Below are 26821 nucleotides of genomic sequence, written 5' to 3'. Positions count from 1 at the left end.
GAGGAGCAGCGGCGCCCGCCGTCGGTCAGCTCGTCGCCTCGGTGATCGGGCGGTAGCGGCGGAGCCGGCGGGGGTCGTCCGGAGCGACGGCGTGCTTGTCGCCCCAGACCAGCAGCGCATCGAGCACCACCAGCAGGTCCTGGCCCGAGTCGGTGAGGTGGTAGTCGAAGCGCTCGGGGCGGTCCTGGTACGCCGTGCGCCCGATGACGCCGACGGCCTCGAGGGTCTTGAGGCGGGCCGCGATCCGGTCGCGGGGAGCGCCGGTGCCGCGGACGATGTCGCCGAAGCGCGTGCTACCCATCGCGATCTCCCGGACCACCAGCAGCGCCCAGCGCTCGCCGACGAGCTCGAGCGACGCCGCGATCGGGCACGGTCGTCCGGGGAGCTGGGCTAGAGGAACGGTGCTCACGGGTGTAGCGTGCCGCGAGTGAGTTTGGAAGTCAAACCAACTGTGGCCACCCGGTCCCTTCTGCCGATCGCGCTCGGCACCGCCCTGGTGCTGGTCACCTACGTGACCCCGATGGCGACGGTGCCCGCGACCGCGGCCGACCTCGGTGCCGGCCCGGTCGCGCGGGCGTGGATCCTCAGCTCGATGTCGGTCGGGCTGGCCGCGGCGCTGCTCGCCGCGGGGGTGCTCGGCGATGCCTCCGGCCGGCGCCGGGTGTACGCCGCCGGGCTCGGCGCGATCGGCCTCGGTGCGCTGGCGTGCGCGCTCGCCCAGGAGCCGGTCCTCTTCGTCGCGGCCCGCGTCGTCGAGGGCGTCGGGGGAGCGGCGGTGCTGGCCTGCGGACTCGCGGTGCTCGCCCACGACTACGCACCTGGTCCGGCCCGCGTGCACGCGACGTCGATCTGGGCCGCCAGCGTCGGGCTGGGCATCACCGCCGGCGCGGTCCTGGCGGCGGCCCTCGACATCGGCAGCGGCTGGCGCGAGACGTACGCCGTGGTCGGCGTGCTGGCGCTGCTGCTGCTCTTGCCCAGCCTCCGACGGATCGGGGAGTCCTCCGCGGCCGAGCCGCAGCGGATCGACGTGCCGGGTCTGCTGCTGCTCGTCGCCGCGATGACGCTGCTCGTCTCGGCACTCACGCAGGGCCGCAACGGCATCGACGCGCCGACCGTGGTCCTCGCGGTGCTGGCGGTCGTCGCCGCCGTGGGCTTCGGGCTCGTCGAGCGGCGGGTGCTCCAACCCCTCGTGGACCCGGCGCTGCTGCGGGCGCCGCGGTTCCGCGCCGCGACGCTGGGCTCGCTCACCGTCGGCCTGGGCATCATCGGGATGTCGTCGTTCGTCCCCACCGTGGCCCAGCTCGGCCTGGGGACCGACCTGTGGACCGCCAGCCTCCTCGTCGTCGCGTGGTCGGGCACGAGCGTCGTCACGTCGTACCTGGTCCGGCACCTGCCTCACCCGCTGGAGGGCCCCCGGCCGGTCGCCGCCCTGCTCGTCCTGGTGGCCACCGGCCAGCTGACCGGCTACGGGCTCGATGCTTCGTCCGGCGTGTGGCGGCTGGCGGTGCCGATGTTCGTGGCCGGACTGGCGACCGGCGTGCTCAACGCGGTGCTCGGTCGGGAGGCCGTCGCGAGCGTGCCGCCCGACCGGGCCGCGATGGGCAGCGGCGCCAACAACACGGCGCGCTACCTCGGGGCGGCCTGCGGCATCACGCTCTTCGTGGTGGTCGCGACCCACGCCGGTGCCGACCTGCTCGCGGGATGGAACGTCGCGGTGCTCGTGGCCGCCGGGCTCACCCTGGTGGGCGCGGCAGCCATCGCCTGGTCCGGACGCGGCCGGGCATGATGGCGGCATGACCGACTTCAACGCTGCCGTGATCGCCGAGTTCCGCGCCAACCACGGGAAGGTGGGCGGCAATTTCGAGGGCGCCCCGCTGCTCCTGCTCCACTCCGTGGGTGCCAAGAGCGGCGAGACCCGCGTCAGTCCGATGATGTACCTGCCCGATGGTGACCGGTTCCTGGTGTTCGCCTCCAAGGCCGGAGCGCCCACCAACCCGGACTGGTACCACAACCTCATCGCCCACCCCGACGCCACGATCGAGGTGGGGGACGAGACCGTCGACGTCCGTGCCGAGGAGCTGCCGCGCGCCGAGCGCGACGCCAAGTACGCCGAGCAGGCCGCGCTCTACCCCGGGTTCGCCGACTACGAGAAGAAGACCGACCGGGTGATCCCGGTGCTTGCGCTCACCCGTCGATAAGTGCTCTCTCATCCGCGCCTCATGCCCACCACATCGGGCGACGGCACGGTTGAGACATGAAGAAGACAACAGCAACCACCGCCGTCCTGCTCGTCTCCGCCTCCTTCACCGTGGTCGGAGCGGGCGCCGCGCAGGCCAACGACCGCGGCGTCGTCCGTCAGGGATCGTGCACCGGCAGCACCCACGCGAAGATCAAGGCCAAGCCGGACGACGGCCGGATCGAGGTCGAGTCCGAGATCGACAGCAACCGCAGCGGTCAGGTGTGGAGGTGGACCCTCCGGCACGACGGCAGGGTCGTCTCCCACGGCCGCTCCCGGACCGCCGGCCGCAGCGGCTCGTTCGAGGTCGAGCGACGGCCGCGGGACACGGCCGGCGCCGACGCGTTCAAGTTCCGGGCCGTCAACGCGGCCACCGGCGAGGTGTGCGTGGCGCGCGTCAGGCTGTGACGGTGCGCCCGACCAGGTGCGGTACGCCGGTCCGGGGGGTCGTCAGCGAGAAGTCGTAGCCGTCGTCCGTCGGCCGCGACCCGAAGGCGACCGAGCCCGGCAGCAGGATCGGCCGCTTGAAGGCCACGTCCACCCGCACCAGGTCGGGCAGCCGGTTCTCGAGGGCGCCGACGCACCTCGCCAGCGACCACATGCCGTGCGCGATCTGCCGCGGGAACCCGAACGCCTTCGCCGTCAGGCCGTAGAGGTGGATCGGGTTGTGGTCACCCGAGACGGCGGCGTACCGGCGGCCCAGGTCGCCCGGGAGCTGCCAGGCCAGCCCGCTCGAGGCAGCGACCGGCTCGTCGCTCGCACGGGTCGAGCCGGTCGGGGCCTCGCTCCCCGCGCCGCGGCGCAGGAAGGTCGAGGTCTCCTCCCACACCAGCTCGCCCGCCGAGTGGACCGTCGTGAGCAAGTCGAAGGCCCGGCCCTTGGGGTGCGGGCGCAGGTGCGCCGGGCGCGCGGTGACCTGGAGCCGCTCGGTCGCGGCGATGCGCCGGTGCTGGGTGATGGAGTTCTCGAGGTGCACCGTGCCGATCGCCGGGAACGGGAACGACGCGTCGGTCATGATCTCGAGGTGCAGCCCGAAGGCCAGCAGGTGCGGATAGGTCAGCGGCAGCGTGTCCTGGCGCGGGAAGCCGCAGAGGGCGGCGTACGCCGTCACGTGGTCGACGTCGGTCGGGACGTCGTGGCGCACGAGGGACATCTCGGGCAGGGCGGTGCCGGTCCTGCGGACTCCGGGTAGCAGGTTGACGCCGGGTACGGCGGGCAGCGCCGCCTTGACCATCAGGGGCAGCCCCGGCACGTCAGGCTCCCAGCATCATCTGGCCGCAGACCCGGACGACGTTGCCGTTGACGGCGGTGGAGGCCGGGTTGGCGTACCAGGCGATCGTCTCCGCCACGTCGACCGGCAGGCCGCCCTGGGCGAGGGCATTGAGCCGCTGGCCGACCTCCCGGGTCGCGAACGGCACGGCGGCGGTCATCTGCGTGATGATGAAGCCGGGGGCGACCGCGTTGATGGTGATGCCGTCCGTCAGCTCGGCGGCGAGCGAGTCGACGAGGCCGATGACTCCGGCCTTCGACGCGGCGTAGTTGGTCTGCCCGACGTTGCCGGCGATGCCCGCGATCGAGGCGACGCCGACGATCGAGCCGCCCGGGTTGACCACGCCCTGCGCGAGGAGCTCGCGGGTGATGCGCTCGGGAGCGGTGAGGTTGACGGCGATGACCTGCTCCCACCGGTCGCCCTGCTCGGAGGCGGCCATGTTGGCCAGCCTGCGGTCGCGGGTGATGCCGGCGTTGTGCACGACGACGTCCACGCCGCCGTGCGTGGTCGTGAGGTGGTGCGCGATCCGCTGAGGTGCGTCCTTGGCGGTGATGTCGAGCACCAGGTGGTCGCCCTCGAGCTCCCGCATCACGGCCTGGAGCTCGCTTGCCGCCTGGGGGACGTCGATGCCGACGACCGTGGCGCCGTCGCGGCGCAGCACGCGGGCGATCTGCTCGCCGATGCCCCGGCTCGCTCCCGTGACGACCGCGACCCTGCCCTCGAGCGGACGGATCCAGTCGGTGACCCGGCCGGGCTCGGTGACGCCGTACGCGCCGATCCGGACGACCTGGCCCGAGACGTACGCCGACTTGGGGGAGAGCAGGAACGCCAGGGTGCTGGTCACCGAGCCCTCCGCGCCGTCGGCGACGTACACGAGCTGGACCGTGCCCCCACGGCCGATCTCCTTGCCCAGGCTGCGGGTGAAGCCCTCGAGCGCGCGCTGGGCGACGCGTTCGGCTCCGTCGACCTGCTCGGGCGGGGTGCCGAGCACGACGACCCGGGCGCAGCGCTCGAGGCTGCGCAGCAGCGGGGTGAAGAAGTCGCGGAGCGCGACGAGCTGCTCCGAGGAGGTCAGACCGGTCGCGTCGAAGACCAGGCCCCGGTACGTCGTGCCGTCGTCCGGGGCCGCTGCCGCCGGCTGCACCGCCGCGATGTCCAGCGAGTCGAGAATCCCCACGAGGGACTCGGCCAGCCGGCCGCGTCCGCCGACCGCGACTACGCCGTCGACCAGCGGGGCACCGTCGGCGTACCGCTCGAGCCGGGTGGGCTGGGGGAGACCGAGCAGCCGGGAGACCTGGCGGCCGATCGCCGAAGCGGTGAAATCCTGGTAGAGGTCGCTCATGATCGGTATGTAACTCCTTGTGCAACTGGGAGTCCAGATATCGTGATCTGGCACTCATCGGCTTCTCACCACGCTCGTCGGCGATCAAGGATGGATCCATGGCTGACAACACACTCGGCACCACGCACCGCGTCGCCGTGCTCGGTGGCAACCGCACCCCCTTCGCGCGGTCCAACACGGCGTACGCCGACGCCTCCAACCAGGAGCTGCTGACCGCCGCGATCGACGGGCTGGTGGCGCGCTTCGGGCTGCAGGGCGAGCGGCTCGGCGAGGTGGTCGCAGGAGCGGTGCTCAAGCACGCGCGCGACTTCAACCTCGCCCGCGAGTCGGTCCTCGGCTCACGGCTGGCCCCCGAGACCCCGGCGACCGACATCCAGGAGGCCTGCGGCACGGGTCTGCAGGCCGCGATCCAGGTCGCGAACAAGATCGCTCTCGGCCAGATCGACGCGGGGATCGCCGGCGGCACCGACACCACCTCGGACGCGCCGGTCGCGATCAGCGACCGCCTCCGCAAGAAGCTGATGAAGGTCAACGCCGCCCGCGACACCGTCGGCAAGGTGAAGGCGCTCGGCGCGATCCGGCCCGGCGACATCGGCCTGGAGATCCCGCAGAACGGCGAGCCGCGCACCCGGCTCTCGATGGGCGAGCACGCGGCGCTGACCGCCCTCGAGTGGCAGATCACTCGCGAGGACCAGGACGCGCTCGCCGCCGCCTCGCACCAGCACCTCGCCGCGGCGTACGACGCCGGCTTCCTCGACGACCAGGTCACGCCCTTCCGCGGCCTCGAGCGCGACAACAACCTGCGCCCCGACTCGACCGTCGAGCGGCTCGCCCGGCTCACCCCGGTCTTCGGCCGGGGCGAGGCGGCGACCATGACGGCCGGCAACTCGACGCCGCTCACCGACGGCGCGTCCGTCGTGCTGCTCTCCAGCGATCGATGGGCCGACGAGCACGGGCTCGAGCCGCTGGCCTACTTCGTCGACTCCGAGACCGCGGCTGTTGACTACGTGCACGGTGGGGAGGGGCTGCTGATGGCACCGGCGTACGCCGTCCCGCGGATGCTCGAGCGCCAGGGCCTGACGCTGCAGGACTTCGACTTCTACGAGATCCACGAGGCGTTCGCCTCGCAGGTGCTCTCCACCCTGAAGGCGTGGGAGGACCCGGTCTTCTGCCAGGAGAGGCTGGGTCTCGACGCGCCGCTCGGCTCGATCGACCGGGCCCGGCTCAACGTCCGCGGCTCGTCGCTGGCGGCCGGCCACCCGTTCGCCGCCACCGGTGGGCGGATCATCGCGGTGGCCGCCAAGCTGCTCGCCGAGAAGGGCTCCGGGCGGGCGCTGATCTCGATCTGCGCCGCCGGCGGTCAGGGCGTGGTGGCGATCCTGGAGCGCTGACTCAGCGGGTCGCGAGCGCCAGCGCCGAGGCGACCAGGTAGTCGCGGACCTGCTCGGCCGAGATGCTGCCCACCGTGGGGATGCCGGGCGCGGCCTCCTTGACCAGGATGCCGACCCGCGCGAGCTGCAGGGCGCCGAGACCGCTCGCGTAGAGCGTGTTGGCCAGCAGCACCGGGTCCTCGACGCGGAACGAGCCCGACTCGACGCCGTGCTCGAGCACCTGGGTGAGCACGGCGAGGCACCCGGAGATGCCGCGTCCGAGCCGGAAGAGCGCGCTCTCGGACATCTCGTCGAGCAGGTCGGGACCGCTGCGGCGCATCAGCGTCTGCGCGCAGTCGACGAACGCGGGGTGCGCGACGCCGTACTCGACGAACGCCGTCACCAGCGCCGTCAGCTGCTGCTCCGCGTCGTCGGACGACTCGGCCGCAGCGGAGAGGTCGGCCCGCAGCTCGTCGAGGTAGCCGACCAGGGTGAGCGCGAAGAGCTCCTCCTTGCCGGTGAAGTGGCGGTAGACGATGGCCCGGTTGATGCCGACGGCGTTTGCGATGTCCTCGATCTGCGCGTCGCGGACCCCGCGCTGGTCGAACAGCCCGCGGGTCGCGGCGATGATCTCCTTCTCGCGAGCCCGGCGCCGGGTGGCGGCCGCCGTCCGCCGGCCGTCGGTGGGGGGAGCGGTCGCCATGGCGACATCGTACGGGTGTGCAACTGTCAGTTGCACGGTTGTGACGATCAGGAGTGGAGTCGGTACCCAGCAGCGCTCGCTCCGGTCGGGCCTCCGTGCTCGAAGATCGCAATGTCACCGGCGATGCCTTCGAGGGTGCCGGCCCGCACCCTGCCCAGGGTGCGAGTGACCGCGCCGGTCTGCGGGTCGACGATCCGGAGCACGGCGTCCGGCCAGGGCGGCTCGGCCGAATTGTCGGGCTGGATCTGGGGGTCCTTGCCGCGGTAGCGGTAGTCGACGCGGATCAGGCCGAGGTCGGACGTCGCGAACGTCGAGGTCTCGTAGCCGATCTCGCCGTCCTCGAACGCCGTCGACGTGTCGCCCTGGGTCCAAAGCAGGTCGACGGCCCCCACGCGGCGGGCCTCGGTCACCGGGACGGTGATCTGCTCCCCGCCCGGCAGGTCGACCATGCGCGTGGTGGAGGACACCCTGACCCCGTCGACCTCCGTGGTGGCCGCCCACATCGCCTCTCGGCAGGCCGCGTCGTAGGTGATCGTGCCATCAGCGACCGCGCGGCAGATCGGTCCCCGCGAGCTGCTGTCGCGGCCCATGTAGATCCGGGTCGACGACATCCCGACGACCTCGGTGCCGAACGCTCGGCGCTTCCAGAGGAACGAGGATGTCGCAGGATCGACCACGCCGACGGTGTAGCCGGTGACCTCGGGCTCGCCGGTCTCCGACAGCCGCCAGCCGGAGGCGGCGACCGCGACGAACAGGTCGGTGCCGGGAATCGCCTGGACGGTCCCGGGTATGCCGGTCAACGGCTCCACCGACGCGACCTCGCCGGTGGCGGCGTCGCCGATGCCGTAGGGCAGCGGGACGTTCGGCAGGGGGTTCGTCGTGCCGGGTGAGTTGTCCATCGACCCCGCCCCGATGAAGTGGCCCTGTGACACGGCGTCGACCCCGCCCGTGCCGTTCGGCGGGACCACGAGGTCGATCGACCAGAGCTGATCGAGGTCGGTGACCTCGGCCGGCGCCTTCACCGCGGCCTTCGGGGGGCTGGTGTCGGCCTCGTCGTCGGAGCAGCCGACCAGGGCCACCGTCAGCAGTGCCGCCACCAGCACGCCGAGAATCCGTCGCATGCCCAGCGAGTATGCCGCTCCGCAGGACGGTCCACCGGCTCTTCGAGAGACCTGCGGCCCGGGCGCTGCGAGCGGCGGCGCCGCGCGCGAGTTTCATCGGCCGGCCGATGAAACTCCCGCTGGGACGACGAAGCTTCATCGTCCGAGCGAGAGTTTCGTCGTCCAGGCCCGGGCGACGCGGCGTGACCGGCGTGACCGCGCGCACGTCTGCGACCGGCCTGTCGGCGACCGGCACGGTGGTCGTCCGGGCGCTCCGGGGGCGCGCGGGCGGCGCCCGGCCGCATGGGTACGACGCCTGGTCAGGCCAGGAAGCCGCGCACCGTGTCGATCGTGTCGATCTCGGACACCGGCTTGTCGTCGCGGTAGCGCACGACCCGCGCGAACCGCAGCGCGACGCCGCCCGGGTAGCGCGTCGAGCGCTGCACGCCGTCGAAGGCGATCTCGACGACCTGCTCCGGGCGGACGTCGACGACGTAGTGCGCCTTGGTCTCGGCGGGCGACAGCGCCAGCTCGGTGAAGCGCTCGGTCTGCCAGGCGAGCATCTCGTCGGTCATCCCCTTGAAGGTCTTGCCGAGCATCACCAGCTCACCGGTCGCCGGGTCGCGTGCGCCGAGGTGGATGTTGGAGAGCCAGCCCTCGCGGCGCCCGGAGCCCCACTCGATCGCGAGGACGACGAGGTCGAGGGTGTGGACGGGCTTCACCTTCACCCACCCGGCGCCCCGGCGCCCGGCGTCGTACGGCGCGGTCAGCGACTTCACGACGACGCCCTCGTGGCCCGAGCCGAGCGTGCTCTCCAGGAAGGCTGCGGCCTCCACGGGCGAGGCGGTGACCAGCCGCGGCACCCGGTGAGCCTCGGGCACCAGCCGGTCCAGCGCCGCGGCCCGCTCGGCGGCGGGCGCGTCGAGGAGGTCGACGCCGTCGAGGTGCAGCACGTCGAAGAAGTACGGCGTGACCGCGACGCCGTCGGTCATCGCCGTCCGCGATGCCGTCTCCTGGAAGGGCCTCGGTCGGCCGTCGTCGCCCAGCGCGAGCGCCTCGCCGTCGAGCACGAAGGACGTCGCGGGCAGCGACCGCGCCACCTCGACCACCTCGGGCAGCCGGGAGGTGATGTCCTCCAGCGATCGGGTGGCCACCAGGACCTCGGACCCGGAGCGGTGCACCTGGACCCGGATGCCGTCGAGCTTGACGTCGACGGCGACCTCGGCGCCTCCGCCGGCCCTGGCCACGGCCTCGGCGACCGACGGCGCGCTGGACGCGAGCATCGGCGCCACCGCACGACCGACCTCCAGCCCGATCGCGGCGAGTGCGTCGACGCCATCGAACGCAGCCGGGGCGACGGCCACCGTCGAGCCGGCCAGCATCGCGGCACGTCGTACGGCGGCCAGCGGCACGTCGGCCGCGACGGCGAGCCCCTCCTGCACGAGCGAGTCCAGGGCGCCCTGCCGTACGGCGCCGGTGACCACCCCGCGCAGCCACGCCTGCTCGTCCGCGGTGGCGCGCCCGAAGAGCTCGGCGACGGCCGCGGACCGGGCCGCCTGCGACCCGGAGCCCGACAGCGCCGCCACGGCATCGAATGCGGCGTGCACCTCCGCCACGGTCAACGTCGGCGAGGCGGCCGCCGCCGCCGGGAGCGACGACAGCCCGCGCCACCCCAGGCCGGTGCGTCGCTGCCGCAGGGCTCCCCCGACGTACGCCGTCACCGTCTGCACCTCGTCGGGGGCCGCGACGCCCAGCAGGGTGGCGATCGCGGCGACCTTGGCCTTGCGTGACCGGGTGGCGGCGACCGTCGTGGAGGTGGCGACCACGTCGGCGAGCAGCATGCCTCCATTCAAGACCAACGGACCGACACTAGGTTGGGGACCGTGGGACGCAAGCAGTGGCTGCTGGTCGAGGCGGAGCGCCGGTGGGACGCCGCCCGGCTGAGGCGCCGGTCGGGCGGTGCCCCCGAGAACTTCCGGATCGACGCCTACGTCGGCCACGGTGGCCCGGAGGGCGTCATCGTCCGGGGCCGGGTGCTCGACAACGCGCCCCCCGCGCCGGTCATGGAGGGCGAGGGGCTCGGCGCGAGCCTGCGACGCAGCCTGGGCCAGTTCGTGACCGACGAGCTGCCCGGCGTACCCCTGCTGGTGACCGTCGGCGACGCCAGCGTCGAGGTCGAGACCGACGGGGAGGGCTACTTCCACGCCGAGCTGCGACCGAGCGTGCTCGCCGACCCGTGGCAGGACGGCACGGTCGAGCTGGTGGGCGGCTACCGCGGTCTCGCCGAGCCGTACCGGACACCCGTGCGGGTCCGGGTGCCGGGGCAGTCGGCCCGCTTCGGCATCGTCTCCGACGTCGACGACACCATCCTCGAGACCGGCGTCCAGCGGGTCGGACAGATGCTGCGACAGACGCTCACGGGCTCGGCCCTGACCCGGACGCCGTTCCCGGGCGCCGCCGAGCTCTACCAGGACCTGGCCGCGAGGACGAACCCCGTCTTCTACGTGTCCTCCAGCCCCTGGAACCTCTACGCCTTCCTGGTCGGCTTCCTGCGCCACCGCGACTTCCCCCTCGGACCGGTGCTGCTGCGCGACCTGATCGGCGACAAGGACGGCCGCGCGCGCAAGCACGAGCGGATCTCGGAGATCCTGGAGCTGCACCCGCACCTGCCCTTCGTGCTGATCGGCGACTCGGGTGAGAAGGACCCGGAGGTCTACGCCGACATCGTCCGCGAGCACCCGGGCCGGGTGCTGGCCGTCTACATCCGCGAGGTGCGCCTGGACCCCGGTGACGGTCGCGTGGAGGCGGTGTCGGACAGCTGGGACCACGACGTCCCGTTCGTGCTGGCGGCCGACAGCGACGCCGTACGCCGGCACGCGGCGGGGCTGGGGCTCCTGTGACCGACCGCCGCCTGCTGCTCGCCGTCGACGCGCCGTCGCTGCTGCACCGCAACCACCACGCCCGGACCGAGTCGCAGCTGCACGACCGCGGTGGCCGGCCGGCGTGGGCGCTGCACGGGATGCTGCGCCAGATCCTCGAGGCGATCGACCAGTTCGCGCCCGACGCGGTGCTCTTCGGCCTCGACGACCGCACCTCGTCGCTGCGCGAGCAGGCCTACCCGGCGTACAAGGCCGGCCGTGCCGAGAAGGACCCCGCGCTCGTCGACCAGCTCGACCGCGCCGGTGCCCTGCTGGACGCGCTGGGCATGCGCACGGTCACCCCGGCCGGCCTGGAGGCCGACGACGTCAACGCCTCCGCCGCGGCGTGGGCCGAGCGCTCGGGGTGGAGCTGTGTCCTGATCACCTCCGACCGCGACGTCTTCGCGCACATCAGCGACCACACCCAGGTGCTGAGGCTGATCAGCGGCGGGATCGCCGGCTCGCCGCTGCTCAACCCCGCCCGCCTGCACGCCATGTACGGCGTCGCCGCGGAGCACTACCTGGAGTACGCCGCCCTGCGCGGCGACAGCAGCGACAACCTGCCGGGAGTGCCGGGGATCGGCGAGAAGTCCGCATCGGTGCTGCTCTCGCAGATGGGCTCGATGCGCGCGGTGTGGGCCGACATCGACCATGCCGGCGGGGCGACCCTCGTGGCCACGCTGGACTCCTACTGCGCCGAGCGGGGCACCCGACGCATCGGCGCCTCGGTGCTGAAGCGGTTGTCCACCCCGGAGGCCCGGGAGCGGTTCGAGTTCAACCTGACGATGATGTCGGGGCGCACCGACCTGGATCTCGGGCTGACCCCGGACGTGCCGGGCAGTCCCGGCCTGCTGCCGCTCGAGCCGGACCGGGTCGCCCGGGTGGTCGGCCACTTCGGAGTGCCGTCGACGACGGACCTGGCGCTGCGGGTGCTGACGGAGCCTCCGGCCTCGGCGGCGTACTAGGGCTCTGAGACCGTCACCACCCGGGCGGGAGCGAGGTGAAGTCCGGCTCACGGCCCTCGGCGAAGGCCGTCAGGGCCTCCAGGTTGGCGGGGCCGCCCATCAGCTCGGCGAAGGCGGCGTTCTCCCGCTCGCGCGCGGCGGCGACGCCGGCCCGCAGCGGCTCGGTCATGGTGCTCTTGACGGCGATCAGCGACGAGATCGGACGAGCGGCGAGCACCTCCGCGTGCCGACGGGCCTCGGGGAGCAGGTCGTCGGGCTCGCAGACACGCCACACCAGCCCCATCGTCAGGGCCTCCTGGGCGGAGACCCACTCGGCCGACAGCAGCATCCAGGCGGCGTCCTGGCGGCCGAGCAGCCGGGGGAAGAGGTACGACGACGCGGCCTCGGGTGCGACGCCCAGGCTGGTGAAGGGGCACTTCAGCCGTGCGGCCGTCGACATGAACGCGAGGTCGGCGTACCCCAGGATCGTCGCCCCGATGCCGAGTCCCAGCCCGTTGACCGCGCAGACCAGTGGCTTCGGGAAGTCCACGAGCGCGTCGAGCAGGCCCAGGAACCCGTGCTTGCCCGGCACGAAGTCCGGGTCGGTCGCACGGGCATGCATCTCCAGCAGGTCGGTGCCGGCGCTGAAGGCCCGGCCGTTGCCGGTCAGCAGGACCACCGCCACGCCCGGGTCGTCCGCCGCCTCGAGCAGCGCCTCCGCGGTCGCGTCGTACAACGCCTCGTTGAACGCGTTGAGCGCCTCGGGCCGGTCGAGGGTGAGGGTGCGGACCCGGTGGAGGTCGTCGATCTGCAGCGTCATGGGGTCAGGGTAGAACGTGTTCCAGTGTCCGCGGGTGCGGCTATCGTCGGTGGCGTGGACGGACGGGTGCGGGAGTGGCGACCCGACTGGCCGTGCTCCGTCAGCGGCGCGCTGCGTGCGCACCGGCGCGGCGCGGGCGACCCGACGTACCGGACGGTCGGCGACCAGCACTGGCGCGGCATCCGTACGCCGACCGGCCCGGCCACCCTGGTCCTCGAGCCGCGCTCGGGCGAGGGCGTGGTGCGGGCGCAGGCGTGGGGACCCGGGGGCGACTGGGTGCTCGACGCGGTGCCGGCGCTGCTCGGTGCCGCTGACGACCTGACCGGCTTCGAGCCCCGGATCCACTCCGTCGAGGACGTCTGGCGGCGCCACGGCCAGTGGCGCTTCGGTCGCAGCGGCCTCGTGATGGAGGCGCTGACGCCGGCGATCATCGAGCAGAAGGTGACCGGCCAGGAGGCGTTCGCGGGCTTCCGGATGCTGGTCCACCGGTACGGCGAGCGCGCACCAGGCCCCGGCGCGGAGCACCAGCTCTGGGTCCAGCCGTCGGCCGACACGATCCGGCAGGTGCCGTCGTGGGAGTGGCTGCGGATGCACATCGACCCGGCCCGCTCCCGTGCCCTGGTCACCGCGGCCCGCGTCGCCGACGCCCTGGAGCGCACCGTCGGGCTGCCCGGCGACGAGGTCGAGCGCCGCCTGACGAGCCTGCCCGGCATCGGGGTCTGGACCGCCGCGGAGGTGCGCCAGCGCGCGCACGGCGACGCCGACGCCGTCTCCTTCGGCGACTACCACGTCGCGCACCAGGTCGGCTGGGCCGTGGAGGGCCGCGACTTCGACGACGCCGAGATGGCCGAGTTCCTCGAGCCCTGGCGACCGCACCGCAACCGCGTCGTCACGCTGCTGCTGATGGGCGGGCGCCGGCGTCCCCGCCACGGCGCCCGGATGGCCCCCCGCACCCACCTGCCGGCGACGGTCACCCGTCGGTGACAGTGGTGCGAGGGCCTCCGGGCCCGAGCCTCGAGACCATCTCAGAGCAGTGGACGCAGGGGAGCGAGGATCATCTCGGTGAACCTGCGGTAGAGGTCGCGGGCGGCCCACTCGCTGGCGGTGAGCTCGAGGCAGTTGGTCTCGTCGGCGGCGTAGATCGTCTCCATGGTGGCCGCGAAGGCCGGGTCGATCACCTCGACGTTGATCTCGTAGTTGCCCTGCAGGCTGAGGCGGTCGACGTTCGCCGTGCCGATGGTCGACCAGGTGCTGTCGATCGTGGAGGTCTTCGCGTGCACCATCGCGTCGCGGAAGCGGAAGATGCGCACCCCGGAGTCGAGCAGCTGGGAGAAGTAGCCGCGCGAGATCCAGTCGGCCACGATGTGGTTGGACTTGAGCGGCAGCAGGAGGCGTACGTCGACGCCGCGCCGCGAGGCCGCCTTCATCGCGTCGACGAAGTCCTGGTCGGGGCAGAAGTAGGCGTGCGTCATCCAGACCCGCTGCGAGGACCGGTTGATCGCCTCGATGTACATCGAGCGGATCGGGAACATCCACAGCCGCGGCACGTTGCGGTGGAAGCGGATCCGGGTCTCCCAGGTCGACGCGGTCTCGAGCAGCAGCGGCCGCTCCGACGTACCGATGCGGCGACGGCGGTTGAGGTTCCAGAAGTCCGCGAACGCACGCTTCAGGTCCCAGACGCCCGGCCCGGTGATGCGCACGTGGGTGTCGCGCCACTCCGTGGCGTACGCCGTGCCGATGTTGTAGCCCCCGACGAAGCCCACCGTGTCGTCCACGACCAGGATCTTGCGGTGGTCGCGGCCGTAGCGGGCCAGGTCGTAGAACCTCCAGCCGGCCGGGTAGATCGGGTAGCGCAGCACCTTCATCGTCGGCGGGAAGCGCTTGAACCGCGGCGAGACCACGAGGTTCGCGAATCCGTCGTAGATGCAGTAGACCTCGACCCCGCGGTCGGCGGCGGCGGCGAGCGCGGCCTTGAACTTCTCGCCGATCTCGTCGCCCTTCCAGATGTAGGTCTCGAAGAGGATCTGCTTCTGGGCGCCGTCGATCGCGGCGAGCATCGCGTCGTACAGGTCCTGGCCGTAGGTGTACGGCGTGAGCGCGCCGCCGCCCACCTGGACCTCGACCGGCGGCGTGATCGGGAAGGGCTTGGGCTTCTTGCCCCGGCGCCGGTAGGAGTCGACCAGCGTCATCCCGATGGCCAGCGCCAGCTGGACGCCGACCAGGGTGAGCATCGTCCGACGGACCACCCGGAGCAGCGAGTCGGGCCAGCGGGACGAGGAAGAGCTGCTCACCCGCTCAATCTAGCGACCGGCCGCCGCTCAGCTCGCGGGGACGGGCACGTCCTGACTCAGCTTCTCCAGCGAGAACTCGGTGACGCGCACCAGCGCCTGCTTGACCGAGTCCCGGCGGCGGGCGTCGATGCGGATCACCGGCGTGCCGGGGGAGAGGGCGAGCGCGGTGGCGACGTCACCCAGCGGGTACTGCGGCGCGTCCTCGAACTGGTTGACGGCCACGATGAAGGGCAGGCCGCGCTGCTCGAAGTAGTCGAGCGGCGAGAACGCCTCGTCGAGCCGCTCGGTGTCGACCAGCACGATCGCGCCGATCGCGCCGAGGCACAGGTCGTCCCACATGAACCAGAAGCGGCGCTGGCCCGGGGTGCCGAAGAGGTAGAGCACCAGGTCCTCGCCCAGGGTGATCCGGCCGAAGTCCATCGCCACCGTGGTGGTCCCCTTCTGGGGCACGTTGGCGAGGTCGTCGACGCCCTCGGACTGGTTGGTCACCAGCGCCTCGGTGCGCAGCGGCATGATCTCGGAGACCGTGCCGACCAGGGTCGTCTTGCCGACACCGAACCCACCGGCGACGACGATCTTCGTCGACGCCGCCGTGCGCTGGTCGCTAGAGCGTGCGTAGTCCACGAAGCGTCCTTTCGATCAGCTCTCGTCGCTCGTCGAGCGATGAGTCCTTCTGGATGGTGGTCTGGACGCGGACCTGGCCGAGCTCGACCAGGTCGGCAAGCAGCACTCGTACGACGCCGATGGGCATCGAGACCAGTGCCGAGACTTCGGCGACCGAGCGGCGGTCGCAGACCTCGAGGATCCGGGTGAGGTGAGCCTCGACCGGGCCGCCGCTGGCCGCTCCGAGGCGGCGCAGCGTGGCCTCGAACGGCAGGTCGACGCGCGGCGTGGTCCGCCCCGAGGTGAGGGTGAACGGCCGGACCCGGACGGCGCGGGAGTCGTCTGCGTCTCCGTCGGGCGGCGAGTTCTCTGGCTCCATGCGGTCACCCCGGTGTGTCGCTCAGGACGCGGGCCCGAGCCTGCACCATCTGCCCGACGCGGTCGACCAGGAGTGCCATCTCGTACCCGACCTGGCCGATGTCGGCCGAGTCCTGGGTCAGCACCGCCAAGTGGGAGCCGTCGCCGACGCTCATCAGGAGCAGGAAGCCCTGCTCCATCTCGACGACCGTCTGCAGCACCGCCCCGCCGTCGAAGAGCCTGGAGGCGCCGACGGCCAGGCTGGCCAGACCCGAGGAGACGGCGGCGACCTGCTCCGCGCGGTCCCCGGGGATGCCGGAGCTGGCGGCCATCAGGAGGCCGTCGGCCGAGACCAGGATGGCGTGCGCGGCGGACGGGACCTCCTCGGTGAACCGGGTCACGACCCAGTCCAGCTCTCGGCCCTGCTGTGTCACGGGCGGCGCAAACGGGTTCGCGTTCATGCGTTGTCGGCTTCCTTCTGTGACGGGTCGGTGGACTGCGGCTTGCCTGCGCTGGTGCGTCCACGCGAGACGCCCGCGGCGTGAGCGGCCAGGCGAGCCCTGATCGCCTCGGGGTCCCGGACGACCGGCGGCGCCGCGGCGGTCACGCCACCGGGGACCAGTCGCTGACCGGGACGTCGTACGGGGAGCCCCGTCGCCCCGACCGAGCCGTTCGGGACCTCGGCGATGCGGTGCGCGGCCTCCCAGCCGGCCTCGACCTCGGTGGACGCCCATCCCTGGGCCCGCTCGTTCGACGAGCTGAACCAGTTGGACTGCAGGGTCGCGAAGATGGGCGATTCCTCGGTGCCGACGGCTCCTCCTGCGGGCATCGGTTCGTGCAACGGTTCACGCTCGGGCGGTGGCTCGGGCGCTTGCTGGACCTGCCGCTCCGGGAGGGAGCGCACGGCCAGCGTCGGTACGACGGCGACCGGCGAGAGCACGGGCTCGGGCTCCGGCTCTACGGCGACCGGCTCCACCTCGGGCTCCGGCTCAGGCTCGGGCTCGGGCTCCGGGGCGGGCTCGGGTACGACGGCGACCGGCACCGGCACCGGCACCGGCTCGGGCTCGGGGTCCGAGTCCGGCTCGGAGACCCGGCTCGGCTGACGCTGCGGCAGCCGGGTGAGGGCGTCGATGGCCGCGAGGTAGCGGGTGGTCGACTGCTCCTCGGTCGTGTCGGTGCTGACCACCTCGGGTCGGGGGACCGGGGTGACGGTGGGAGCCGCGGCGACGGCCGGCTCCTCGGCGTACGTCGCTGCGGCGACCGGGGTCGGCTCCTCGACGGGCGTCCACGACTCGACGGCCGAGAGCGGGGTAGCGCCGGGCAGGAGCGCCGGAGGCAGCACGATCCGGGCGGTCACGCCGCCGCGCTCGTTGAGCTCGAGGCGGACGGTGATGCCGCGACGGCGCGCCAGCCGGCTGACCACGAGCAGGCCCATCCGGCGCGCGGTCTCGGCGGTGATCTCGCCACCGGAGGACAGCTCGGCGTTGAGGCGGCTGAGGTCGCTGACCGAGACTCCCAGGCCGGCGTCGGCGATCTCGACCTCGACCCCGATGGCGGTCCGGGTGGCCTCGATCATGACCGGTGCCGTGGGCGGCGAGTAGTTGAGCGCGTTGTCGACCAGCTCGGTGAGCAGGTGCACGACGTCCGGCGCCGCGGCGCCAGCGAGCCGGCCGTCCGGCGTGGAGAGGATCTGCACGCGCTGGTAGTCGCGCACACCGGCGATGGCGGCCTGGAGCAGGTCGCCGAGAGTGAGGTCCACGCCGTCGGCGCCCGGGGTCGGGGCGTCCGCGAGGACCATCAGGCTCTCCGCCGTACGCCGCATGCGCGAGGCGAGGTGGTCGAGCCGGAAGAGGCTCTCGAGGCGACGCGGGTCCTCCTCGTCGCGCTCCAGGTCCTCGATCAGCCCGAGCTGCTGGTTGATCAGGGTCGTGTTGCGACGCGAGAGCGTCGCGAACATGTCGCCCACCTGCGTGCGGAGCTCCGCCTCGCCCGAGGCCAGGCTGATCGCCTGGCGGTGCATCTCGTCGAACGCGCGAGCGAGCTGCCCCATCTCCTCCTCGGTCGTGACGTCGATCGGGACGATCTCGCCCGGGTCCTCGCCGGCGCGGATGCGCGCGACGGTCCCGGGCAGCTCCTCCTGAGCGACGTGCAGCGCGCCGTCGCGCACCCGACGGATCGGGCCCAGCATGGTGCGGGCGATCAGGAGTGCGAGGAGCACGGCGACCAGGAGGCACATGCCGGTGACCGCGGCACTGACGATTGCAGTGAATCGGGCCTTCCCGGCCGCCGTGGTCAGGTCACCGTCGATGTCGGTGAGCAAGTCGGCGGTGAGGTCGTCGTACGGCTGGTAGGCCTCGGGACCGCCCATGTCGGTGCCGCCGGCACGGACCTCGCCGAAGCGCTGGGAGTTGCCCTGGTTGAGCGCCATGACCCGGTCGTCCTCGAGCCCGAGCGAGGTGCCGAGACGGTCGATGGCAGCACCCTCGACGCCGACCTCCGCGGACAGGTCGACGGGGTTGGACGCGGTGCCCTTGGCGTACGCGACCTGGAACTGCTGCATCGACAGCGCGAGGCGACCGTCGAGGGCCTGCACGAGCACGGGCAGCTTGGGCTCCGGCTGTGCCTGCTCGTTGACGATCTGCGTCACGAGCTGGGTGATGCCCTGGTGCAGCTGGCGCACCTGGGAGACGGACTGGCCCACGCTGAGGTAGGCGGTGCCGTCCCGCAGCTGCTCGCTGAGCGCGAGGATCGAGTCCACCTGCTCGCTCTGCTCGGGCGTCAGGTCGGCGGCGTCGGCCGCGGTCTCGAGGTCCTTCGCGGCCTCGTCCACCTGGGCGACGGCCTTGTCGCGGCGGGGGTCGATGGCGGCCGTCTTGCGGCGCGCCACGACGGCAGCGTGCTCGGCGGCGTCCAGGTAGGCGACCGCAGCGGGCAGCACCGTCACCTGGCTGGCGGCGGCGGCGTGGTCGGTGTACTCCTGCCACTCGCTCGTCACACGGGCGATGCCGAAGGAGACGGCGAAGATCAGCGGGAAGGCCAGCACCAGCGCCAGCTTGCGGCGCAGGGTCCAGCCTGAGACGTGCAGGAAATTTCGTGACATCGACATCCACCTTGGTCACGAGGCGATGGTCAGGGCACTCAGGATCGGGTAATACGGACGGTCGCGGCATCGGCCATGTGGCCAGGAGCGACGTCGAGAAGGGCTATGCCTCCTGCGCGCGGGGCGGTGTCGGTGGGCCCGTCTAGGCTCGTCAGCATGCGACCAGTGACCGATCTCGAGCGCCGGGTGGCGCCCTTCAAGGTCGTCTCCGACTACCAGCCGTCCGGCGACCAGCCGGCGGCGATCCAGGAGATCACCAAGCGGATCAACGGCGGGGTCAAGGACGTCGTCCTGCTCGGCGCCACCGGCACCGGCAAGACCGCGACCGTGGCCTGGGTGGCCGAGCAGGTGCAGCGCCCGATGCTCGTGCTCCAGCCCAACAAGACGCTCGCCGCCCAGTTCGCCAACGAGCTGCGCCAGCTCTTCCCCGACAACGCGATCGAGTACTTCGTCTCCTACTACGACTACTACCAGCCCGAGGCCTACGTCCCCCAGACGGACACCTACATCGAGAAGGACTCCTCCATCAACGAGGAGGTCGAGCGGCTGCGGCACTCCGCGACCAACAGCCTGCTCACCCGGCGCGACGTGATCGTGGTCAGCACGGTGTCCTGCATCTACGGCCTCGGCACGCCGCAGGAGTACGTCGACCGGATGCTGCGGCTGCGCGTCGGCGAGGAGCGCGACCGCGACTCGATCCTGCGCCAGCTCGTCGAGATCCAGTACACCCGCAACGACATGTCCTTCACCCGGGGCACCTTCCGGGTCCGTGGCGACACCCTGGAGATCTTCCCGGTGTACGAGGAGCACGCCGTCCGGATCGAGTTCTTCGGCGACGAGATCGAGCGGCTGATGACGCTGCACCCGGTGACCGGCGAAATCGTCACCGAGGACAAGGAGCTCTACGTCTTCCCCGCCACCCACTACGTGGCCGGCCCCGAGCGCATGGAGCGGGCCATCACCGGGATCGAGCTCGAGCTGGAGGACCAGCTCGCGACGTTCGAGAAGCAGGGCAAGCTGCTCGAGGCGCAGCGCCTGCGGATGCGCACGACGTACGACGTCGAGATGATGCGCCAGGTCGGCTCCTGCTCCGGCATCGAGAACTACTCGATGCACATGGACGGCCGCACCCGTGGCTCGGCGCCGAACTGCCTGCTCGACTACTTCCCCGAGGACTACCTGGTCGTCGTCGACGAGTCGCACGTCGCCGTCCCGCAGATCGGGGGCATGTACGAGGGCGACATGTCCCGCAAGCGCAACCTGGTCGACCACGGCTTCCGGCTGCCCAGCGCGATGGACAACCGGCCACTGCGCTGGGAGGAGTTCCTGGAGCGGATCGGGCAGACCATCTACCTCTCGGCCACGCCCGGCAACTACGAGCTCGACAAGGTGGAGGGCGACACCGTCGAGCAGATCATCCGGCCGACCGGGCTGATCGACCCCGAGGTCGTGATCAAGCCGACGAAGGGTCAGATCGACGACCTGATCCACGAGATCCGCACCCGTGCGGAGAAGGACGAGCGGGTCCTCGTCACGACGTTGACGAAGAAGATGTCGGAGGACCTCACCGACTACCTCCTCGACGCGGGCATCCGCACCCGCTACCTGCACTCGGAGGTCGACACGCTGCGGCGCATCGAGCTCCTCCGCGAGCTGCGGATGGGTGAGTACGACGTGCTCGTCGGCATCAACCTGCTCCGCGAGGGTCTCGACCTGCCGGAGGTGTCGCTGGTGTCGATCCTGGACGCCGACAAGGAGGGCTTCCTGCGCTCCGACAAGTCCCTGATCCAGACGATCGGGCGCGCGGCCCGCAACGTGTCGGGTCAGGTGCACATGTACGCCGACAAGATCACGCCCTCGATGGAGAAGGCGATCGAGGAGACCAACCGTCGCCGCGAGAAGCAGGTGGCCTACAACACGGCCGCCGGCGTCGACCCCCAGCCGCTGCGCAAGAAGATCGCCGACATCACCGAGATGCTCGCGCGCGAGGACGAGAACACCCAGGCTCTCCTGGAGACCTGGGCCGGTACGGCGGCGAAGGGCCGCGCAGGAGGGGTCAAGGCCCGCCAGCCCGTGCCCGGCCTGTCCAAGGCCGCGGCCGGGCAGCACGCTCCCGACATCGCCGGGATGCCGAGCTCCGACCTGGCCCAGCTCATCCAGGAGCTCACCGACCAGATGAAGAACGCCGCCGCCGAGCTCCAGTTCGAGGTCGCCGCCCGGATGCGCGACGAGATCTCCGACCTCAAGAAGGAGCTGCGCCAGATGATGGAGGCCACCAAGTGAGCGCCGTACGCCAGGTCCAGGTCACCGTCGACTGCGCCGACCCGCGGGCGCTCTCGCTGTTCTGGAACGAGGTGCTCGGCTACGAGCTCCCACCCCCGCCGCCGGGGTTCGGCTCCTGGGACGCGTTCTCGGAGTCGCTGCCGCCCGAGCAGCGCAACAGCGCCTCGGCCTCGGTCGACCCCGCCGGCAACGGCCCCCGGGTTTTCTTCCAGCGGGTGTCCGAGGGCAAGACCGTGAAGAACCGGGTCCATCTCGACGTCCGTGCCGCTCCCGGGCTGGAGGGCGACGAGCGGATGGCCGCCCTCGAGGCGGAGTGCGAGCGCCTGGTCGCCCTCGGCGCCACCCGCGTCGAGCGCTTCGAGCCGGCGCCGCCGATGAGCGGCGGCCACCTCGTGCTCCAGGATCCCGAGGGCAACGAGTTCTGCCTCGACTGAGGTGGTTTCGAGGCTCGGCGCTGGCGCGCCTCACACCTCAACCACCGTGGCTCGGCGCTGGCGCGCCTCACACCTCAACCACCGTGGCTCGGCGCTGGCGCGCCTCACACCTCAACCACCGAGGAGCCCGGTGGTTGAGGTGCGAAGGCGCCCTGGCGCCTGAGCCTCGAAACCACCACACCTGCGTACGGCGGCCGGGTCGACCCCTAGATTGTGCCGGTGTCCACCGATCCCGAGTCGCTCGTCCGCACGATCGGTGAGGCCCGGTTCACCGCCGTGCGGTGGCAGACGGGCTACCGGAAGCCCGAGGTGCACGCGTTCCTCGACCGGCTGGTCCTCGCCGTGCGAGCCGGGCAGCCATTGGCCGAGCTGGTCAACGCCGTCCGGTTCACCCCGGTCCGGGTGCGCGAGGGCTACCTGATGTCCGAGGTCGACGACTTCCTCGACGACGTCGTGGCCGCCAGTGAAGGGCGCACGCGCACCGCGGCCGGACCCGCCCGGGGGGAGGGCGTCTCCGGACCGGCACGTGCCTCCACACAGCTCATCGACGACATCGGGGCCGTCCGGTTCACGCCGGTCCGGCTGCGCGAGGGCTACGACATGGGCGAGGTCGACCGGTTCCTGGACCACCTCACCGCCGTGCTGAGATCCGAGGGCTCGCTGGACGAGCTCGTCGGTACGGCGAGGTTCACGCCGGTGCGGCTGCGCGAGGGCTACGACATGGACGAGGTTGACGACTTCCTCGCACGCGTCGTCGTCGCAGCCCGCGCCCAGGCTGCCGGCGGCCCGGCGAACAGCGTCATCCAGGAGCAGCGCGGGCTCTGGTCCCGACTGCTCGACCGCGGCTGAGGACCCGACGAGGGCCGCCCCGTCGGCCCACCTAGAATCGGGGGAGTGACTTCCCAGCCGACCACCATCACGGCGCGCGCCTGGTCGGTGTGGGTGGTGGGGCTCCTGGTCTACCTGGTGGCGGTCTTCCACCGCTCCTCGCTCGCCGTCGCAGGTCTCGCCGCGACCGAGCGCTTCGACATCTCGGCGTCCCAGCTGGCGACGTTCACGATGCTGCAACTGCTCGTGTACGCCGGCATGCAGATCCCGGTCGGTCTGCTGGTCGACCGGTTCGGGTCCCGCAGCGTCCTGCTCTGCGGCATGGTCCTGCTGACCCTCGCCCAGGGCGGGTTCGCTCTCGCCGACAGCTATCCCGCGGCGCTCGTCGCGCGGATCTTCGTCGGCATGGGCGATGCGATGACGTTCATCTGCGTGCTGCGCCTGGTCGCCACCTGGTTCCCCCAGCGCCGGATCCCGCTGGTCACCCAGCTCACCGGCACGCTCGGCCAGCTCGGGGCGGTCCTCGCCGCCGTACCCATGACCTGGGCGCTTGGCCACCTCGGCTGGACCAAGGCCTACCTGATCGCCGCCTCCCTGGGGCTGGCGCTGTCCGTGGTGGTGCTGCTGGTGCTCCACGACTCACCGGTCAGCCGCAACCTGCGCGGGCCGGCGATGTCGCTGGGCGCCGTACGCCGCAGCCTGGCCTCGTCGTGGGCACACCCCGGCACCCGGCTGGGCTTCTGGATGCACTTCTCCACGCAGTTCAGCTCGACGGTGCTGAGCCTGCTGTGGGGCTACCCCTTCTTCGTCAAGGGCGAGCAGCAGTCCCCGGCGACGGCCGGGCTGCTGCTCACGCTGATGGTGCTGGCTGTGATGGCGGCCGGGCCGACGCTCGGCTGGCTGGTCGGGGCGCACCCGTGGCACCGCTCGACGATGGTCCTGGCCATCGTGGCGACGATCGTGGTCGTGTGGACCGTCGTGCTCACCTGGCCCGGCCACGCCCCGACCTGGCTCCTCGTGGTGCTGGTGGTCGTCGTCGGGGTCGGGGGACCGGCCTCGATGATCGGCTTCGACGTGGGCCGCACCTCCAACCCCCATGAACGGCTGGCCAGTGCCAGCGGCATCATCAACCAGGGCGGCTTCGCCGCCAGCCTGGTGCTGGTGATCGTGATCGGCCTGGTGCTCGACTGGCGTACGCCGGGCGGCGGGTCCGACTACACCCCGTCCGCCTTCCGGTGGGCCATGAGCACGCAGTACTTCATCTGGGCGCTCGGCATCGTCCAGGTGTACCGATACCGGGTCCGCACCCGGCTCGTCGTCGACCGCGACGAGCTCGAGGGGATCACCCGCTAGCCCGGATGGGTGCGAACGAGCGCGGACGACCCTCTGCAGGGCTAGCCTCGGAGGACGGCCTCGGGCCGTGACACCGGATTGGAGCCAGGACATGCAGGTCGCCCGCACACTCGTCACCGCTGCTCTCGCAGCCACGCTCGCCGTCGGTCTCGCCGCTCCAGCTGCGGTGGCCGGTCCTGCGCAGCCCGATCGCCGCGCCACCTACAAGCCGACCCTGAAGGCCGGCGCCGCCAAGGTCGTGTCCGCTCACCGGGTGCTGCTCTCGGGCACGGTGCGCCCCGCGAGGAAGGGCGGCACGGTCGTCGTGCAGACGCGCCTGAGCGGCTCCCAGAAGTGGATCAAGGTCGCTCGGCTGAAGATGACCAGGAAGGGCGCCTTCAGCTTCCGGGACAAGCCGCACAAGATCGGTCTGCGCTACTACCGCGTGGTCGTCCCGAAGTCGAAGGGGGTCAAGGCCGGCAAGAGCGCCTCGGTCAAGGTCACCGTCTACGCCTGGAAGGACCTGCTGAAGGTGACGCCGCGCTCGCAGGAGTACACCTACCAGGGCTCCGGCTCCATCGACGGCACGACCTACGACGGGATCTACGGCACCTGGGACTACGGCAACGCCGGGATCTACGACTGGAACCTCAGCCGTGACTGCTGGAAGATCCGGGGCCGGTTCGGCAACAGCGACGCCAGCGACGCGCTCGCGGTCGCCCACGTGTCGTTGGAGGCCGACGGCAAGGCCGTCTACGCGAAGTCCTTCGGCCTCACGACGTCGGAGGTCCGGACCATCAGCATCCTCGGCGCCTTCCGCGTGGCGTTCCGCTGGACCTCGACGAACCCCGACGGCACGCCGGAGGACCAGAGCGGCGCGTCGGCGGTGCTCGCGGCGCCCGAGGTGCTCTGCGCCTCCTGACCTTTACCTGCCGCGACCTAAGGTGTCGCCATGACCGTTATCGATCTCGGCAGGCCGGTCCAGGGTGACGTCGTGGAGCTGATCCTCGACGACCACCGACGCTTCGAGGCGCTGCTGCGCGACCTCCGCGACAGCAGCTCGGACCGCGACGCCGTACGCCGCGCCTTCGCCGCGCTGCACGTCGCCCACGCTGAGGCGGAGGAGAAGTACGTCTACCCGAAGCTGCGCAACAAGGGCGCCGTGGGCGCCCACGAGGCGGAGCACGGCGAGGAGGAGCACGCCGAGGGCAACGAGGCGCTGCTGGCCGTCCTCGAGCTCAAGGGCACCGACACCCAGGCGTTCGACGATGCGGTGGAGGAGCTCGCCAAGGTGGTCAACCACCACCTGACCGAGGAGGAGCTCACCATCCTCAACCCGGCTCGCGAGGAGGTCGGCCCGCTCGTGCGCGCCGAGCTGGGGGAGCAGTTCGCCACCGAGCGCAACGCGCAGATCGACGCCGACTGCGGCACCCTGACCAACGTCCGCAGGATCGTGGCCGCCGCCCGCAAGGAAGGTCTGCTCGACGACGAGGAAGACGAGGGCTGACTCGCGCCGACCTGGCGGGAGGCTCGTCGGGTTAGGTCTGGTCGTCGGACTGGTGCCTGACCACGGCGAGGCTCACCAGCCGGGCCACCACGAGGGCGACGTAGAAGACGCCGGCGACCATCTCGACCATCGCCAACGACCGGGCGTGTGCCTGCACCGGCAGGACGTCGGAGAGGCCGACGCTCGTCAGGGTCGTGAACGACAGGAACAGCAGCTCGAACCAGCTCCGGCCGCCGGCACCGTCGGCGCCGATGAACGAGCCGGGCCACAGGACCTGGCAGGCGGCGTACAGGTAGGCGAACCCCCACGCGACGACGGTGAACGCGGCTCCCGTCGCGAACAGCTCGTCGCGGGTCACCCGGTCGTCGTGGAAGAGGTAGCGGAGCATCGCGTAGGAGATGTAGAAGTAGAACGGCGCGTGGAACGCGGCCGACAGGAGCACGACCGCATCGGTGTGCGGCTCGATCGCCTCGATCACGGTCAGCACCATCGCCGGCGCGCCGAAGAGGACCGCGACCCAGGTGAGCGCGGGGCTGGGGCGTACGGCGGCCAGCGCGGCCAGCACGATGGCCAGCTGCACCGTGCCGACGACCGCCCGGCCCCAGGCGGCGTCGTCGAGGAACGGGTACGCGAGCACGGCCAGGAGCTGGGCCCCGAGCAGGACGGCGGAGGGGTGTGTGCGGAGGGACTCGAGGTGCTGGCGGGTCCTCACTCGGATGCCCTGTCGTTGGGGGTCCAGGGCTGGCCGAGCTCCTTGGCGCGCTTCTTCTCGAGCTTGCGCTCGTGGCTGGCCACGATCTCCCGCTTGCGCGAGATGGTCTTGGCGACGTTGATGCCGGTGCCGAGGGCGACGAAGATCGGCCAGAATCGGGCTTCATTTGTGAACAGGTACCAGACGACCGTGCAGATGAGGGTGGCGAAGAGGAACCCGAAGACCGCCTCACGGCGGTCGGAGACGTACGCCTCGACGGCGCGCTCGTGCAGCTCGGCGGAGCTCGCCTGCGCGAGCCCGCGGCTCGTCCGCACCACGGTCGTGGTCGAGACCAGGTCGCCGAGGATCGGCACCAGCTCGCCGAGGGTCCGTGAGTCGGTCGTGCGCTCGCTGCGCTCGTCGAACTCCTTGCGATCGAGCCGCCCGTCGGCGTACGCCTCGGTCAGCGCCTGCTGCACGACGTCCCGGTCCTGGTCCGAGGCGCGGATCGTCCCGAACTGCGCCTCCCGAGGGTCGTGGGTGAACGACGACCAGAACTCACTGTCCACGCGGCCATCGTAGGAGGGTTCGGTGGGTGGTGGTTTCGAGGCTCAGGCCTGGCGGCCTTCGCACCTCAACCACCGACCGGTGGTTGAGGTGTGAGGAGCGCTAGCTCCGAGCCTCGAAACCAC

Annotated in this window: 27 protein-coding genes; 13 read left to right on the top strand and 14 right to left on the bottom strand. The window is 71.7% G+C overall.

The genetic code is table 11. The features are described 5' to 3' along the window. Window positions 1-25: 25 nt before the first annotated feature. A complete protein-coding gene (locus tag N542_RS0114160) occupies window positions 26-409 on the bottom strand; it encodes a winged helix-turn-helix transcriptional regulator (RefSeq protein ID WP_028644484.1) in 384 nt (127 codons plus the stop codon). 42 nt (window positions 410-451) lie between these two features. Between N542_RS0114160 and N542_RS24920 the strand changes: the two genes are divergently transcribed. From N542_RS24920 to N542_RS0114145, 3 genes are read left to right on the top strand one after another with little or no spacing between them, the layout of a single operon-like run. Next, on the top strand, window positions 452-1786 hold the full coding sequence (locus N542_RS24920) for an MFS transporter (RefSeq protein WP_051551777.1): 1335 nt from the start codon (window positions 452-454) through the stop codon (window positions 1784-1786). A 7-nt stretch (window positions 1787-1793) separates the two neighbouring features. Beyond that, on the top strand, window positions 1794-2198 hold the full coding sequence (locus N542_RS0114150) for a nitroreductase family deazaflavin-dependent oxidoreductase (protein WP_028644483.1): 405 nt from the start codon (window positions 1794-1796) through the stop codon (window positions 2196-2198). A gap of 56 nt (window positions 2199-2254) precedes the next feature. Continuing rightward, entirely contained in the window at window positions 2255-2644 is a 390-nt protein-coding gene (locus N542_RS0114145) for a hypothetical protein (RefSeq protein ID WP_028644482.1), read from the top strand. Here the strand turns inward: N542_RS0114145 and N542_RS0114140 are convergent. Together N542_RS0114140 and N542_RS0114135 are read right to left on the bottom strand one after the other, a co-directional pair. Continuing rightward, complete coding sequence (locus N542_RS0114140) at window positions 2634-3488, bottom strand: MaoC family dehydratase (protein ID WP_231482660.1); 855 nt, start codon at window positions 3486-3488, stop codon at window positions 2634-2636. The genes N542_RS0114145 and N542_RS0114140 overlap by 11 nt on opposite strands. 1 nt (window position 3489) lies before the next feature. Continuing rightward, window positions 3490-4848 (bottom strand): 3-oxoacyl-ACP reductase, encoded by a 1359-nt coding sequence (locus N542_RS0114135; protein ID WP_028644480.1) that lies wholly within the window; start codon window positions 4846-4848, stop codon window positions 3490-3492. 98 nt (window positions 4849-4946) lie between these two features. On the opposite strand from N542_RS0114135, the gene N542_RS0114130 reads away from it, so the two are divergent. Further along, window positions 4947-6239, top strand: coding sequence for an acetyl-CoA C-acetyltransferase (locus tag N542_RS0114130; protein ID WP_028644479.1), 1293 nt, complete (start codon window positions 4947-4949; stop codon window positions 6237-6239). Between the two features lies 1 nt (window position 6240). Here N542_RS0114130 and N542_RS0114125 read toward each other — a convergent pair whose 3' ends face one another. The 3 genes from N542_RS0114125 to N542_RS0114115 form a co-directional block, all read right to left on the bottom strand. Then, window positions 6241-6921 (bottom strand): TetR/AcrR family transcriptional regulator, encoded by a 681-nt coding sequence (locus N542_RS0114125; protein ID WP_036507802.1) that lies wholly within the window; start codon window positions 6919-6921, stop codon window positions 6241-6243. Between the two features lie 47 nt (window positions 6922-6968). Next, complete coding sequence (locus N542_RS0114120; protein WP_028644477.1) at window positions 6969-8042, bottom strand: hypothetical protein; 1074 nt, start codon at window positions 8040-8042, stop codon at window positions 6969-6971. A 299-nt stretch (window positions 8043-8341) separates the two neighbouring features. After that, window positions 8342-9862, bottom strand: coding sequence for an ATP-dependent DNA ligase (locus N542_RS0114115; RefSeq protein WP_028644476.1), 1521 nt, complete (start codon window positions 9860-9862; stop codon window positions 8342-8344). A 42-nt stretch (window positions 9863-9904) separates the two neighbouring features. On the opposite strand from N542_RS0114115, the gene N542_RS24915 reads away from it, so the two are divergent. Both N542_RS24915 and N542_RS0114105 read left to right on the top strand, forming a co-directional pair. Beyond that, window positions 9905-10921: an App1 family protein gene (locus N542_RS24915; RefSeq protein WP_051551776.1), complete on the top strand. Its 1017-nt coding sequence runs from the start codon at window positions 9905-9907 to the stop codon at window positions 10919-10921. Next, on the top strand, window positions 10918-11904 hold the full coding sequence (locus tag N542_RS0114105) for a 5'-3' exonuclease (RefSeq protein WP_028644475.1): 987 nt from the start codon (window positions 10918-10920) through the stop codon (window positions 11902-11904). The genes N542_RS24915 and N542_RS0114105 overlap by 4 nt, the downstream gene beginning before the upstream one ends. 13 nt (window positions 11905-11917) lie before the next feature. Here the strand turns inward: N542_RS0114105 and N542_RS0114100 are convergent, their stop codons facing one another. Continuing rightward, a complete protein-coding gene (locus tag N542_RS0114100) occupies window positions 11918-12703 on the bottom strand; it encodes an enoyl-CoA hydratase/isomerase family protein (protein ID WP_028644474.1) in 786 nt (261 codons plus the stop codon). Window positions 12704-12757: 54 nt separating this feature from the next. Between N542_RS0114100 and N542_RS0114095 the strand changes: the two genes are divergently transcribed. Next, window positions 12758-13687 (top strand): DNA-3-methyladenine glycosylase family protein, encoded by a 930-nt coding sequence (locus tag N542_RS0114095; protein ID WP_028644473.1) that lies wholly within the window; start codon window positions 12758-12760, stop codon window positions 13685-13687. 41 nt (window positions 13688-13728) lie between these two features. Here N542_RS0114095 and N542_RS0114090 read toward each other — a convergent pair whose 3' ends face one another. Genes N542_RS0114090 through N542_RS24910 form a run of 5 tightly spaced genes read right to left on the bottom strand, consistent with a single transcriptional unit; the run spans window position 13729 to window position 19054 of the window. Then, on the bottom strand, window positions 13729-14994 hold the full coding sequence (locus tag N542_RS0114090) for a phospholipase D-like domain-containing protein (RefSeq protein WP_231482659.1): 1266 nt from the start codon (window positions 14992-14994) through the stop codon (window positions 13729-13731). Between the two features lie 27 nt (window positions 14995-15021). Next, window positions 15022-15618 (bottom strand): GTP-binding protein, encoded by a 597-nt coding sequence (locus tag N542_RS0114085; RefSeq protein ID WP_028644471.1) that lies wholly within the window; start codon window positions 15616-15618, stop codon window positions 15022-15024. Next, window positions 15599-15976 carry a DUF742 domain-containing protein gene (locus tag N542_RS0114080; RefSeq protein ID WP_028644470.1) on the bottom strand — a complete coding sequence of 126 codons (378 nt, stop codon included), beginning with the start codon at window positions 15974-15976 and terminating at the stop codon, window positions 15599-15601. The genes N542_RS0114085 and N542_RS0114080 overlap by 20 nt, the downstream gene beginning before the upstream one ends. 4 nt (window positions 15977-15980) lie before the next feature. Beyond that, on the bottom strand, window positions 15981-16388 hold the full coding sequence (locus N542_RS0114075; protein ID WP_028644469.1) for a roadblock/LC7 domain-containing protein: 408 nt from the start codon (window positions 16386-16388) through the stop codon (window positions 15981-15983). A 23-nt stretch (window positions 16389-16411) separates the two neighbouring features. Then, on the bottom strand, window positions 16412-19054 hold the full coding sequence (locus N542_RS24910) for a HAMP domain-containing sensor histidine kinase (protein WP_155993066.1): 2643 nt from the start codon (window positions 19052-19054) through the stop codon (window positions 16412-16414). Window positions 19055-19210: 156 nt separating this feature from the next. On the opposite strand from N542_RS24910, the gene uvrB reads away from it, so the two are divergent. The 6 genes from uvrB (at window position 19211) to N542_RS0114040 (ending at window position 25438) form a co-directional block, all read left to right on the top strand. Continuing rightward, window positions 19211-21337, top strand: a complete 2127-nt coding sequence (gene uvrB / locus N542_RS0114065; RefSeq protein ID WP_028644468.1) for an excinuclease ABC subunit UvrB — start codon at window positions 19211-19213, stop codon at window positions 21335-21337. Continuing rightward, complete coding sequence (locus N542_RS0114060; protein ID WP_028644467.1) at window positions 21334-21771, top strand: VOC family protein; 438 nt, start codon at window positions 21334-21336, stop codon at window positions 21769-21771. Before uvrB ends, N542_RS0114060 begins: the two co-directional genes overlap by 4 nt. A 219-nt stretch (window positions 21772-21990) precedes the next feature. Next, complete coding sequence (locus tag N542_RS24905) at window positions 21991-22620, top strand: DivIVA domain-containing protein (protein WP_155993064.1); 630 nt, start codon at window positions 21991-21993, stop codon at window positions 22618-22620. Window positions 22621-22665: 45 nt separating this feature from the next. Beyond that, entirely contained in the window at window positions 22666-23952 is a 1287-nt protein-coding gene (locus N542_RS0114050; protein ID WP_231482657.1) for an MFS transporter, read from the top strand. A gap of 91 nt (window positions 23953-24043) precedes the next feature. Then, window positions 24044-24853, top strand: a complete 810-nt coding sequence (locus N542_RS0114045) for a hypothetical protein (RefSeq protein WP_028644465.1) — start codon at window positions 24044-24046, stop codon at window positions 24851-24853. Window positions 24854-24883: 30 nt separating this feature from the next. Next, on the top strand, window positions 24884-25438 hold the full coding sequence (locus tag N542_RS0114040) for a hemerythrin domain-containing protein (RefSeq protein WP_028644464.1): 555 nt from the start codon (window positions 24884-24886) through the stop codon (window positions 25436-25438). 31 nt (window positions 25439-25469) lie between these two features. Here N542_RS0114040 and N542_RS0114035 read toward each other — a convergent pair whose 3' ends face one another. Further along, complete coding sequence (locus N542_RS0114035; RefSeq protein ID WP_028644463.1) at window positions 25470-26150, bottom strand: ion channel; 681 nt, start codon at window positions 26148-26150, stop codon at window positions 25470-25472. After that, on the bottom strand, window positions 26147-26698 hold the full coding sequence (locus tag N542_RS0114030; RefSeq protein WP_028644462.1) for a DUF1707 SHOCT-like domain-containing protein: 552 nt from the start codon (window positions 26696-26698) through the stop codon (window positions 26147-26149). The genes N542_RS0114035 and N542_RS0114030 overlap by 4 nt, the downstream gene beginning before the upstream one ends. Between the last annotated feature and the right edge of the window lie 123 nt (window positions 26699-26821).

Source organism: Nocardioides sp. URHA0020, assembly GCF_000620705.1.
Classification (GTDB): domain Bacteria; phylum Actinomycetota; class Actinomycetes; order Propionibacteriales; family Nocardioidaceae; genus Nocardioides.
Note: the sequence above shows the minus strand (reverse complement) of the source record. Positions and strands in the feature narration are given on the sequence as shown.